The sequence below is a fragment of the Shewanella kaireitica genome (assembly GCF_023284045.1).
Lineage (GTDB): Bacteria > Pseudomonadota > Gammaproteobacteria > Enterobacterales > Shewanellaceae > Shewanella > Shewanella kaireitica.
In genome coordinates, this window is record NZ_JAKIKQ010000021.1 from 20,348 (window position 1) to 33,761 (window position 13,414).

General features: G+C 43.9%; 11 protein-coding genes. 2 read left to right on the forward strand and 9 right to left on the reverse strand.

Annotation, left to right across the window (positions count from 1 at the left end; translation table 11 throughout):
• Nucleotides 1–5: 5 nt before the first annotated feature.
• Nucleotides 6–962 carry a 16S rRNA (cytosine(1402)-N(4))-methyltransferase RsmH gene (gene rsmH / locus L2730_RS19265; RefSeq protein ID WP_020912333.1) on the reverse strand — a complete coding sequence of 319 codons (957 nt, stop codon included), beginning with the start codon at nucleotides 960–962 and terminating at the stop codon, nucleotides 6–8.
• Nucleotides 963–992: 30 nt separating this feature from the next.
• A complete protein-coding gene (gene mraZ, locus L2730_RS19270) occupies nucleotides 993–1,451 on the reverse strand; it encodes a division/cell wall cluster transcriptional repressor MraZ (protein WP_020912332.1) in 459 nt (152 codons plus the stop codon).
• A 571-nt stretch (nucleotides 1,452–2,022) separates the two neighbouring features.
• Between mraZ and L2730_RS19275 the strand changes: the two genes are divergently transcribed.
• Nucleotides 2,023–2,352, forward strand: coding sequence for a hypothetical protein (locus tag L2730_RS19275; RefSeq protein WP_248976076.1), 330 nt, complete (start codon nucleotides 2,023–2,025; stop codon nucleotides 2,350–2,352).
• Here the strand turns inward: L2730_RS19275 and glpK are convergent.
• From glpK to leuA, 7 genes are all read right to left on the reverse strand, one after another.
• Entirely contained in the window at nucleotides 2,349–3,830 is a 1,482-nt protein-coding gene (gene glpK / locus L2730_RS19280; RefSeq protein ID WP_248976077.1) for a glycerol kinase GlpK, read from the reverse strand. The genes L2730_RS19275 and glpK overlap by 4 nt on opposite strands.
• A gap of 10 nt (nucleotides 3,831–3,840) precedes the next feature.
• Complete coding sequence (locus L2730_RS19285) at nucleotides 3,841–4,362, reverse strand: nuclear transport factor 2 family protein (RefSeq protein WP_248976078.1); 522 nt, start codon at nucleotides 4,360–4,362, stop codon at nucleotides 3,841–3,843.
• A gap of 221 nt (nucleotides 4,363–4,583) precedes the next feature.
• Nucleotides 4,584–5,897, reverse strand: coding sequence for an outer membrane protein transport protein (locus L2730_RS19290; protein WP_248976079.1), 1,314 nt, complete (start codon nucleotides 5,895–5,897; stop codon nucleotides 4,584–4,586).
• 503 nt (nucleotides 5,898–6,400) lie between these two features.
• Nucleotides 6,401–7,006: a 3-isopropylmalate dehydratase small subunit gene (leuD, locus tag L2730_RS19295; RefSeq protein ID WP_248976080.1), complete on the reverse strand. Its 606-nt coding sequence runs from the start codon at nucleotides 7,004–7,006 to the stop codon at nucleotides 6,401–6,403.
• A gap of 11 nt (nucleotides 7,007–7,017) precedes the next feature.
• A complete protein-coding gene (gene leuC, locus L2730_RS19300) occupies nucleotides 7,018–8,418 on the reverse strand; it encodes a 3-isopropylmalate dehydratase large subunit (RefSeq protein ID WP_248976081.1) in 1,401 nt (466 codons plus the stop codon).
• 2 nt (nucleotides 8,419–8,420) lie between these two features.
• The gene (gene leuB, locus L2730_RS19305) at nucleotides 8,421–9,515 is read right to left on the reverse strand and encodes a 3-isopropylmalate dehydrogenase (RefSeq protein ID WP_220738222.1); all 1,095 of its coding nucleotides are present in this window, start codon (nucleotides 9,513–9,515) and stop codon (nucleotides 8,421–8,423) included.
• A 57-nt stretch (nucleotides 9,516–9,572) separates the two neighbouring features.
• A complete protein-coding gene (gene leuA, locus L2730_RS19310; protein WP_248976082.1) occupies nucleotides 9,573–11,144 on the reverse strand; it encodes a 2-isopropylmalate synthase in 1,572 nt (523 codons plus the stop codon).
• Between the two features lie 516 nt (nucleotides 11,145–11,660).
• Between leuA and L2730_RS19315 the strand changes: the two genes are divergently transcribed.
• Nucleotides 11,661–13,409 carry a histidine kinase gene (locus L2730_RS19315; protein ID WP_248976083.1) on the forward strand — a complete coding sequence of 583 codons (1,749 nt, stop codon included), beginning with the start codon at nucleotides 11,661–11,663 and terminating at the stop codon, nucleotides 13,407–13,409.
• Nucleotides 13,410–13,414 lie beyond the last annotated feature (5 nt).

The following is a 13,414-nucleotide window of genomic DNA, read 5'->3' on the forward strand; positions in this document are numbered from 1 at the left end:
AGCCTCTACACTGACTCAAGGTCATAAGGTAAACGTTCACCAATACGTAATACTGAACTTCTCGCTCTAGCGTTACGCTCTATCTCTTCAGCCGACGGTTTAATTGCTTTGCCTATGCCTTTCAACTTACGTGACTTATTGATCTCAGCTTCTGTGATCGGTAAACCATGCGGCACACTTTCCCCTTGGCTATGACGGCGAATAAAGCGCTTAACCATGCGATCTTCCAAAGAATGGAAACTAATGACAGATAAACGCCCTTCTGGCGCCAACACTGTTAACGCGCCTTCCAATGCCTGATCAATCTGTTCAAGTTCACTATTGATATAAATACGAATAGCTTGGAACACGCGTGTTGCTGGGTGTTTATTACGCTCTTTATTCTTAGTAATACGTGCAATAAGATCGGCTAACTCTTTAGTCCGTAAAAACGGCGTTTTCTCGCGATCCGCTGCAATACAACGAGCAATATGGCGCGAATTTTTTTCTTCGCCATAGGTTTTAAATACCCATGCCATGTCTTCAATTTCGGCACGAGCAATCCACTGGGCTGCGGTCTGACCTTGAGAATTATCCATACGCATATCCAATGGACCATCACGTAGGAAACTGAAACCACGTTCAGCATCATCAAGCTGAGGTGAAGACACACCAAAGTCGAGCAATACACCGTCAATCTTACCTTTCAGCCCAAGCTCTTCGACATACTGCGCTAACTGACCAAAGCCACCATGCACAATCTGAAAACGACTATCGTCTTTAAACTGCTCTGCGGCCAAAATGGCCTGTGGATCTCTATCAATCGCAATCAAACGGCCATTAGGTCCGAGTTGCTCAAGCACTTTTCTTGAATGACCACCACGGCCGAAAGTACCATCTATGTAGATGCCATCTTCGCGTATATTTAAGCCTGCGACTGTTTCGGTCAACAAGACTGATAGGTGTTCAAATGATTGCGTCATGTTTATCTTCTATATATTAATTGTCGCTAACTAAAGCGAAAAGTCAGCTAAACGTTGGTTAGCTGCTAAATCTTCATTAAGAATCGCAATGCGACTCTCTTCAATCTGCTGTTGCCATGCAGCTTCATCCCATAACTCAAACTTATTAAGTTGCCCGACTAACATCGCCCGTTTTTCCAAATTGGCGTATTGACGTAGGGGGGTGGGTAACAGAATGCGGCCATTGCCGTCTAATTCACATTCATGGGCATAACCAAGTAACATGCGCTTAATGGCTCGTTCTGCTGGCTGGGTATCTGATAATTGAGATAACTTAACCGCTATTTGCTGCCACTCTTGCACTGGATAGAGCAGTAAACAGGGCGATTGAATATCGACAGTAATCACTAATTGACTGTTATGATGGGCGTGCAAAGGCTCACGGTGCCGCTTTGGCATCGCAATTCGTCCTTTCGCATCTAAATTAATAGCGCTCGCCCCAGAAAACACGTTATATCGTCCTTGTTAAATTATCAAAAATCCACAAATATCCACATTTACCCACAACAGCTAAGTTTAGGGACACAATGCAAGAATTGTCAAGGGCTCGGTGTTATTTAAAATCCAGTAACCAAGCGGGTTAGCAGGGAGTTTTAATCTAAATGCTATCGAGTGCACAAATAGGGATTTTTGTGGGAGATGGGTTATTAAAAATATCTAAAAAGTAGGAAAAACAGACAGAAGAGAGTCGTACAGTGGACTTGCAGTAACACTTAAGTGGGGTTTATTCCCCTTTGCTCTTCATTAATGAAGCCTAAATTACACTCGCTATTGGCTAAAAATCTAGGTTCGATATCTGGAAACTAAATTTAGGTTAACGATATTTAACCCATAGTCGATTCTATTGAGCCTCATATGCACTCGCTGCACTTCACCACGTCTTCAGATAAGGGATCTACTCTCACAACAGATCAAATAGTGCCATTCACTATAATTCTTCTTATATTGTCCATATTTGACTAAATTTTAAGCGACACCTGCCGATATATAAGTAATCAATAACTTACGTTATGAAGGCTCTATGATTAGTTTAGACAGTATTTATGCCATGTTAGCCCGACCGCCTCTGCGTGAGATTAAACAAAAAGATGGCGTAAAACCGGTTAACAATAGTGCTGCGATCACAGCAGATAGCCATGAACAGCCGCAAGCACAATTGCCACCACACTTAGAAAGACGTGAGTCTCGAGAAGATAGGCGCAAAAACCCATCAGCTCTCTATCAGCTCGATCCTAGCTTAGAAAGGCGTAAAAATTATGTCGAAGATAGGCGAGAGGATGGGCAACAGACATCAATGAACAAAAGAGACGAGGATGACTCGCCCTTTGGTCATATCGACATCAATGTTTAACGCGTTCTCGCCACGGCCTCTTTCCAGCCATCATAAAGTGTTGCTCTGTCAGCATCATTAATCTTAGGTTTAAAGCGTCGTTCAATACCCGCTTTGTGTTTAAGCTCAGCAGTAGAACTCCAAAAACCAACAGCTAATCCGGCTAAAAAGGCAGCCCCCATTGCCGTGGTTTCGGTTAACTCGGGGCGCAATACATCTACATTGGTAATATCTGCTTGAAACTGCATTAGGAAGTCATTGGCGACTGCGCCACCATCAACTTTGATCTGCTTCAGCTCCACGCCACTGTCTTTACTCATAGCATCAAGTAGATCTCGACTTTGATAAGCAATAGCCTCCAGAGCTGCACGAATAATATGATTTCGATTTGCACCACGGGTTAAGCCAACTAAAGCACCTCTGGCATCAGGATCCCAATACGGCGCGCCTAAGCCAACAAAAGCAGGTACCAAATATACGCCATTGGTATTTTCTACCTTCGAAGCAAAATATTCAGTGTCTTGTGCATCCCTAATCAGCCCTAACTCATCGCGCAGCCATTGAATCGTTGCTCCGCCCATAAATACTGAGCCTTCGAGTGCATAATTAACCTCACCTTTAGCGCCCACTGCAATTGTCGTTAATAAGCCATGTTGGGATTTTACCGCCTCAGTACCAGTGTTCATCAGTAAAAAACAGCCTGTACCATAGGTATTTTTAGCCATGCCCTCGTCAATACAGAGTTGACCGAACAAGGCAGATTGCTGGTCGCCCGCAATACCGGCGATAGCAATGCTACTGCCTTCACCTGCTATGCGAGTTTGACCATAGATAGCCGATGAAGGTTTAACTTCTGGCAGAAGAGAGCGAGGTATATTTAACGCTTTAAGTAGCTTTTCATCCCAAGCTTGCTGATGAATATTAAACAATAGCGTTCGGGAGGCATTGGTTGGATCGGTGACATGTACTTTGCCTTCGGTGAGCTTCCATACCAGCCAGCTATCGATGGTACCAAATAGTAACTCGCCCTTTTCAGCACGTTCTCTTACACCTTCAACGTTATCAAGGATCCACTTAATTTTAGTCCCTGAAAAGTAAGGGTCTAACAATAAGCCCGTTGCGTCTTTAACGTACTCTTCTAATCCTTGCGCCTTCAACTCATCACAAATCGCTTTGCTTCTTCGGCACTGCCATACAATGGCGTTATACACAGGTTTGCCAGTCACTTTATCCCAGATAACCGTGGTTTCACGCTGATTGGTGATCCCTATTGCGGCGACATCTTCACTATGAATATCCGCTCGTGCTAACGCTTCAATTAAGGTTGAGCTTTGCGATGCCCAGATCTCCATTGCATCATGCTCTACCCAACCTGGTTGTGGGTAAATCTGGCCAAACTCTCGTTGTGAGCTCGCCACCATATTCGCATCGTGATCGAAAACAATTGCTCTTGAACTCGTGGTACCTTGATCGAGTGCGATGACATATTTCTTTGACACAAAAACTTCCTTATTGACGTGTTTCTTTTAGTAAACCGATTTCTGGTTGCACAATATTATCGCCGCCAGGCTCCAGTTCACAGGCATGGGCAGGGTAATACCACACCGCATTAATTTTGCCTTGCTTTAACTCATAAACCCCAATGCTACATTGGCTATCTAGCTCACCGTCATGACTCCAAGTCACCTTTTCGATGGTGCTCACATAATTGGCTGAACTTACCGCCTGCGTCAACGTGGCTTTGGCATCAGGTAGCGTTTGAAAATAGTCGGCCATCGCCGCACCAAGCTCATTTTTTGATGAGGTCTCTATGAGCATTTTACTACCAGATATATTGAACCAATGTACAGAGTCAGTAGTGTGAGATAGCAGCTTCCCGACACTATGTTCATTAAAAGCCTCTATAAACTGCTCAACCACCTCAATCGAAGCATTAGCTTTGATTGGCATTACATCATCGGCACTGCAATAGGCTGGGACAAAGCTAATTAACAGCAAACAAACCGATAAGTTAAGGGCTTTAATGTTCATTTTAAACCTCTTTTTAGTAGAGCCTATTCCAGCAAAAACTCACTTTTATTTTGCGTACTGAATTTGAAAACTGAGGGTTATTAACCCACTGCAAGTTAACTCTTTTACCATGAAACCCACCTAATAATCCAATGGCTAACAAAGTAAAAAGCCCCGCTAATGCGAGGCTTAAACTTACAGGCACATATGTTTAATACACGCCAACTTGTAATGACTACACTTTAAAAGCGGTAGCTTGTTTGGATACCTACTAACAAAATATTACCACTCGTTGTACCGGTAAAAGTACCACCAAAATGAGCAGAAGAATCATCTGACGGGATACCTGGACGCGGTTCTACAACTGGAGATTCATCAGCAAAGATGTAAGTCAGACCAAAATCCATATCAAAGTTTTCGCTAATGCGGTAACCCATACCTGCACTCAACCATAGACGATCCATCTCAGGAATTGTCAGAGTACGATTAGCATCAGACACTGCAGATTTGTCGTAAGCAACACCCGCTCGCATACTTACTGTGTCGTTCAGCTGATAAGTCGTACCCAGTGCAAAACGGTAGTTATCTTCCCAATTCTCTTGCTTCACTAGTTGAGTAGGCTCAGAGAGTGCAGGGATAACCGCTTCTAACTTCTCAAATGAGCTCCAATCGGTCCAGTTAATACTGGCATGAATGGCAAGTTTTTCGCTTAATTGATGGTAAGAAGCAAGCTCCGCCGTTGCAGGTAATGACAACTCCATAGAACCCGCCATCTTCATTGTTGGATCCATTGGGTTAAAGGCTAAACCATTGGCTTCGCCTTCAAGGTTTTGATCGACTGCTGAGCGGTAGTTAAAACCAACTCTGTTGTCAGCATTTATCTGCCAAGCACCGCCTAACTGCCATCCCCAAGCGGTGTCATCACCTTCCATATACTTAAGCGTTGTACCTTTCGGAACTGGTAAGTTACCAACTGGTGTAGGAAGAACAGTGTCAGCTGAGCTTTTTGCGCCAATGCTGCCTTCACCAATCACAAAGCGCACACCGCCGCCGATACTAAACTGATCATTGATGCGGTACGCCACGTTAGGATTAATCTCTATGGTAGTAACAGACGCTTCATTACCAAATTGTGTCCCACGGAAATCATCATCAAGCTCAGTAGCCATGCCAAAATTACTGCCAAGCGCTAAACCAACAAACCAGTTGTCATCGATTTGATGAGAGACATAGAAATTAGGAATAACCGCATCATCGGCAATGTCATGAGCAGATGTTGGGTTCGTACCATCGGTATAGGTCACTTCACCATTGATATCAATATTAGGCATGACCAAGATGGCACCAGCTGTCATTTGCGTACCGTTTAAATAGGTAAGCATTGCAGGGTTGCGAAACTGTGCCGCCGCGTTATCAGCCATTGCCGCTTCACCAGCAAACGCACGCCCAAGTCCCGTAGCCGAGTATTCAGCTAACTGAAATCCAGCAGCTTGAACCTGTGTTACATTCCCCAAAAGTACCGTACTAACGGCAAGTGTTAATAAACGCTTATTCATTTGTGTTCTCTAATTATGTAATTACAACAAGTAGAGCAATTACTCCACTTAAAAGTGGAGCGGATTTTACAACCACAGAATATCTTTACAAGTGTTTTAATAAAAACAGCGTAAAACACTGGCAAAACATAAGGAAGGTAGTGAGAATAAAACATAGATCACGTTTTAAATTAAAAAACAGGATACAAACTAGCTAAAAAGCTCGCTAAGCAGAAGGGTGATAGAACCTTAAAATAAAAATAAAAGAATACTTACAGTCACTTAAACAAATAACACGAGAAAACACGTGTTCACTTAAATTCAACCCAACCAACAGCATAAATGACTGGCGCGAAAGTAATACAAAAAGCCTGACTAAGAAGCTTAATAATTATAATTAAAATACAACAAGTTAGGTTGATTATAATTATAGTCAAAACAAAAGCCACTTAGTTTTAACGCTAAGTGGCTTTGTTATATCAACAGCTTGGTACAAGCGTACGCTTAAAATCTATCGCTTAGCGTTAAGCTCTCCACGATGGTAGGTTGGCCTCATAATGGCTAATCGCATCCGCATGAGCCAAAGTAAGCCCAATAGCGTCAAGTCCATTTAGCAGGTTATGTCTGGCTGACTCTGCGATCTCAAAGTTAAATACCGCACCAGATGGTGAGGTCACAGTTAGCGCTTGCAGATCAACGGTCACTTCAGCACCTGGTAACGCGTCAACTTCAGCCATAACTTGCTCAACTTCGGCATCTGTTAATTTAACAGGTAGCAAACCGTTGTTGATTGAGTTGCCATAGAAAATATCAGCAAAGCTCGGTGCTATAATCGCTTTTAAACCGAAGTCAGCTAAAGCCCATGGCGCATGCTCACGGCTTGAGCCACAACCAAAGTTCTCTTGCGAGATCAAAATTGAAGCGCCTTTATAACGCGGCTTATTCAAATTAAAATCAGGATTAGGCTGATCGCCAGCATCATCTAGGTAGCGCCAATCATGGAACAGATGAACGCCAAAACCATCACGAGTAACTTTCGACAAAAACTGTTTTGGAATGATCTGATCAGTATCAACGTTTGCGCTATCAATGATAACCGCAAGCCCTGTGTGTGCAATAAATGGTTGCATAACTTAACTCTCTAGTAAGGTTTACGGATATCAACAAAATGACCAGCAACTGCAGCAGCTGCAGCCATAGCAGGACTCACTAAGTGAGTACGACTGCCTCGCCCTTGTCGCCCTTCGAAGTTACGATTACTTGTCGATGCACAGCGATCGCCAGCTTCTAGCTTATCGTCATTCATCGCTAAGCACATTGAGCAACCAGGTAAACGCCATTCAAAGCCTGCATCCAAAAATATTTTATCTAAGCCTTCGGCTTCGGCTTGCTCTTTGACCAACCCTGAACCTGGCACGACTATCGCCTTAACGCCGTCTGCAACCTGACGCCCTTTGGCATGCACAGCAGCAGCACGTAGATCCTCTATGCGTGAGTTAGTACAGGACCCAATAAAGACCTTATTAATTCCAACGTCAGTCATTAAAGTGCCTGCGCTTAAATCAACATATTCAAGTGCTTTCTCGATGCTTGAACGAACTGTTGAATTAGTTTCTTCAGCAGGGTTTGGTACGAGTTGATCAATTGCGACCACTTGTCCAGGGTTAGTCCCCCACGTCAGTTGCGGAGCTATGTCGCTTGCCTCTAATACAACAGTCGCATCAAATGTGGCGTCAGCATCAGATTTCAATTCAGCCCATGCTGCAATTGCTTGCTGCCAGTTATCGCCTTTAGGTGCGAATTCACGGCCTTTTAAGTACTCAGCGGTCGTTGCATCTGGCGCAATCATGCCCGCTTTAGCACCCATCTCAATCGCCATGTTACACACCGTCATGCGCCCTTCCATTGTGAGCGCTTCTATCGCTTCACCACAGAATTCAACCACATAACCAGTACCGCCATCCATGCCGATTTTCCCAATAATCGCCAGCACAATATCTTTAGCAGTAATGCCCTCAGCCACGTGACCGCGTACTTCAATCTTCATGGTTTTGGCTTTTAGCTGACGCAAGGTTTGCGTCGCCATAACATGCTCGACTTCTGAAGTACCAATACCAAAGGCTAGTGCGCCAAAGGCACCATGAGTCGCGGTATGTGAATCACCACATACAATCACAGTTCCAGGTAAAGTGATGCCCAACTCAGGGCCCATAACATGCACAATACCTTGGTTCTTATGATGGATATCATAAAGCCTGACGCCAAATTCTTTACAGTTTCGCTCAAGAGTTTGTACTTGAGTGCGCGCCATAGGGCTAAGTGCATCAAGACTTGCACTAGTTGTTGAGGTGTTATGATCCATAGTGGCGAAAGTCTTTTCAGGCGCACGCATTTTACGCCCAGCGACCTCTAAACCACTAAACGCTTGAGGTGATGTCACCTCATGCACTAAATGCCTATCAACATAGATAATTGGCGCTTCACCTTCGGCGGCAACCACGATATGGGCATCCCATACCTTTTCATATAATGTCTTAGCCATTGTTAAACACCTTCTTTTACAAGCTGGGCAATATAATCGCCCATTTCACTGGTTGATTTTGCATTATGACGCTCTTCGCTCGATAGCAACTCGCCAGTCAGGTAGCCATCACTTAATGCTTTGCCCACTGCAGTTTCAATTGCAGTAGCAGCCGCTTCTTGCTTTAGGCTATGGCGAAGTAGCAGTGCTGCAGACAAAATCTGCGCCACTGGGTTAGCGATACCTTGACCAGCAATGTCTGGCGCACTGCCACCTGCTGGCTCATATAAACCAAAACCAGAACTATTCATGCTGATAGACGACAATAGCCCCATAGAGCCTGTAAGCATGGCAATTTCGTCTGAGATGATATCGCCAAATAGGTTTGAACAAAGCATGACGTCAAACTCGTCTGGACGGCGCAGTAGTTGCATCGTCGCATTGTCGATATAGATATGTTCAAGCTCAACATCTGGGTAATCTTTAGCAACCGTTTCTACCACTTCACGCCAAAGCACAGAACAGGCAAGTACATTCGCTTTATCGACAGAAGTAACCTTTTTGCGGCGACCTTGAGCAGTCTCAAAGGCAATCTTAGCAATACGGGTGATCTCTTTACGGGTATAACGCATGGTATCGAATGCTTCTTCATTCTCACCTTCACCTTGACGTCCCTTCGGCTTACCAAAGTAAATCCCACTGGTGAGTTCACGTACACACAGCACATCAAAACCACGTGATGAGATATCACTACGTAATGGTGACATATGCTCGAGGCCTGCATGCAATTTTGCAGGGCGCATATTACAGAACAACTCAAAGTGTCCACGTAGCGGCAATAATGCCCCTCGCTCAGGTTGATCGTTTGGTGCTAGGTGCTCCCACTTAGGGCCGCCTACTGAGCCAAAAAGGATCGCATCGGCAGCTTCACAACCTTTGAGTGTCGCGTCTGGCAGCGGGCAACCTTGGCTGTCAATCGCAGCGCCACCAACATCGTAATCAGTATATTCAATAGAAAGGGCAAAACGTTCCTCTACAGCCGTAAGTACTTTACGGGCCTCTGCCATGACTTCAGGACCAATCCCATCTCCAGCTAATACAGCTATTTGATAACTCATACGACAACTAACTCCTTTAATTTTCTTTTTAATCTAAAATCGGGTACATCACTAAACCTAAACACCGCCTAACACGCGTTTCTCTTGTTGTATTTTTTGTTTACAATCAGCCACTTTATCCGCACGCCACGTTAGATTCATCACATGAACTAAGGCTTTGACAGATGCTTCGACAACATCTGTTGCAAGCCCAACACCGTGGAAATTCTGATTGCGGTAACTCGCAGTAATATCGACTTGGCCAAGTGCATTTTGCCCCTCACCTTTCGCGCCGAGTTGATAACTGGTGATATCAATTTCACAACCACTAGCACGTGCAACTGCTTTATAAGCGGCGTCTACAGGGCCATTACCAATGGCAGCTTCAGTCACTGTTTCGCCGTTCACCTCAACTTTTACCGTAGCTGTTGCACTACCTTCTGTTGAATCTGAATGTACAACTAGCTGCTGCAATTTAAAATGATCATCATCTTCAGCTTGCGCTTCCATAAAGGCCAATGCTTCAAGATCATAATCAAACACTTGACCTTTCTTATCTGCAAGTACAAGGAAGTCTTCGTATAGAATATCCATGTCGTAGTCTTGATCGCCGTAACCAAGCTCACTCATGCGGTGCTTAATGACATGTCGGCCTGAGCGAGAGGTCATATTCAAGTTGTTACGATTAAGACCAATACTTTCCGGAGTCATGATCTCATAGGTATTTTGCGCTTTAAGCATGCCATCTTGGTGAATACCTGAAGAGTGCGTAAAAGCATTCGCGCCAACAATCGCCTTATTAGCTTGCACAGGCATATTACATAGCTGGCTCACCAAACTAGAGGTGCGGTGGATCTCTTTTGCATTAATGCCAGTTTCTAAACCCAATTCACCTTTACGGGTAGAAAGGATCATCGCAATCTCTTCCAGAGAACAGTTACCAGCACGCTCACCAATACCATTCACTGTACATTCGATTTGGCGAGCACCATGCTGCACAGCCGTAATAGAGTTCGCCACTGACAAACCCAAATCATCATGACAATGTACAGATATAACAGCCTGATCGATATTCGGAACTCGATTAAACAAGGTCTGAATAATGCCGCCAAACTCACTCGGTACAGTATAACCAACAGTATCTGGAATATTAATCGTACGCGCGCCAGCCTTAATGGCCTCTTCAACCATGCGGCAAAGGTTATCTATCGGTGTACGCCCTGCATCTTCACAAGAAAACTCAACATCATCGGTAAAGCGGCGCGCATACTTCACAGCGCCGACAGCCATCTCTAATACTTGATCAAAAGAGCGCTTTAGCTTGCTCTCAACGTGAATCGTTGAAGTTGAAATGAAAGTATGGATACGGAACTGATCTGCAACTGATAGCGCTTGCCCGGCAGCATCAATGTCTTTCTCAAGCGCTCTTGATAAGGCACAAACACGGCTATTTTTTACCGTTCTAGCAATTGTCTGTACTGATTCAAAGTCACCAGGAGAAGAAACTGGGAAACCGACTTCCATGACGTCAACACCTAGACGTTCCAATGCCAGTGCTATTTGAAGTTTTTCCTTAACCGTTAAACTGGCAGCTAATGCTTGCTCGCCATCACGTAGTGTCGTGTCAAATATAATTACGCGGTCAGACATCTATTCTCTCCATTGAACTTCAAACGTTCAGTTATGCTTTCAGGCAATTTAAATACAAAAAACCCCGCGAATTGTTCGCGGGGTTTATAAATGCAGGCTTTCTTAAGCGTGTAGCACTATATCCTCCGCGCAGTGACTGCGAGAATGAGACTGAGGAGTATGAGTAATGTGCTTGTATGCTTCATAAATGGTTATTCAACTTTTCTGTATAACTATGTCAGCGAGTTCTGCTGCTTCGGTTAATTTTTAACGCGAGCAGCCATCTATGTCAAGCCTAAATTGCTCAACTTAGGCATTTACCAAACTGAACATTGCTCACAAAAATCACAAGCTTGAAAATTAACTCTACAAAAAACGACTTTAAGAAGATATTATTGCGTAGCATCTCTAATAATGTTGTTAAGTCGCAATATTCTCAACTGTTTAGCTTTTTTATGCATATTTTTAGATAAAATGGTTATAATAGCCCCACTCTGCTAAAGGAAAGCGGATATAGAGTCATTACTGGAGCTACAAATGGACTTTAGGAGCATCGTGCTATGTCTACTACTCTGGGTTTCCCCAGTGTTTGGCAGTACGTTGGAACAACTAGATCAGTTAAATACACTCGTCTACCAATATCCAAGCAAAGCATTGTCAGAGATCAATGCGCTTGAGCGTCACTATTTGGGTGTATCGAGATCAGATACTCTATTGATGCGTTTAAATGCACTCAAATGTGAGTCCTATATCCAACTAGGTGAAAACGCTGCCGCCATTAATCTGGCTCGCTTAAATGATGCCAAAGCAAAGCAATTAGCGCTTGAGCATGCGAGGCCCTATTTTCTAAATTGTATGGCACAAGCTTATGCAAGTTTTGGCGACTACCAGCAAGCACTACCGCTTTTATACTCTTCCATTTCACTATCGCGCAAACTAAAACAACCACAGGCACTCATCGGTGGCCTTTGGCTCAGAAGCAAGCTCAATGCCGATGTAAAACACAATAATGCTGCGATAGAAGACATAAGACTTGCTCTGGATATTTACCCCGAGATCACTTTGCAAGATCAACGCTGGACTTGGCCCCCGAAAGGTTATTTATATGCCGCTATGGCTAAGCAGTTAGCCGATATTGATGAACAAAAAGAAGCTGAGACTTACCTTAAAAAGGCATTTAAGGAACCCACAACGCTAGGTAAAGTGAAGCTTTTTATCGCACTTGATATGGCCAGATTTGCTCAGCAAAATCAACAACCTAATCTGCGAGATAGATATACCCAAATAGCCAGAGTCACACTTGCTGAGCTCAGTACGCCACTGGAGCTAGCCATAGCTTACAATGCGATCGCTTTAATTGATTTTGATAGCGGTAAATATAGCAGCGCGGAACAACTGGTTAACCTCAGTTTGGCGACCTTTCGCAAAGAAGCCGACTCCATTGGCACCATTAGCGCGTTATCACTCAATGCTCGGATCAAACTGAAGCAGTACCGTGAAGCAGCTGGCCTCACATTAATGGAACAGGCTATATCGTTAGCGAAAGAGAAAGCCCGCTACTCAGATTTAAAACATAGCTATGCCACCTTGGCAGACTATTTTGCTAAACAGGGAAAGTTCTCACTGGCATATCAATACCAGATCAAACAGTTAGAGGCACTAGAAAGCGAAACGCTATCAATTAAAAACATTTGGTTATCGCAACTCAAATCAGGGTTAAGTCGTGAGGAACAGATAGCCGCTCCTAATCACTCCCTCATGACAGCAACAACGGTAAACAGCATTATTCCCAGTTCACTTTTTCCTATCGCGCTAATGATCATCAGCCTAATCATATTCATCACTTGGCATCAAAAGAAAGCACCAAAACCAACACAGCCAGAGCAAATAGTACTCAATCTTGATGCTAAAGTTGATAAGAAGAAGTCATTTGAAGATCTGCTAAATATAAGCAAGCAAGCGGGTTACCCGTTGTCATTATTAGTATTCAATCCTAGCCACATTTATAAAACTGACGTGCCGATAGTGATAGAGCAGTTAAAAACTAAGCTCAGAGAGCAGGATGTGCTTTTACAGCAAGATGATCAGCAGATCGTAATAATGTTGCCGCACACCTCTGAGCAAGGCGCAGTAAACGTCATTGATCAATTAACAAGTACTATTCAAGTTTGGCAAGAGGACTCCAAAGTGAATATAGGCCTTGCCTGTATGCAGCAGTTTGATAATTTAGAGTCGATGATCAAGCGAGCCAATATCAGCCAGTTGAGGAAGCTAAAAGTTAACTGATTTTC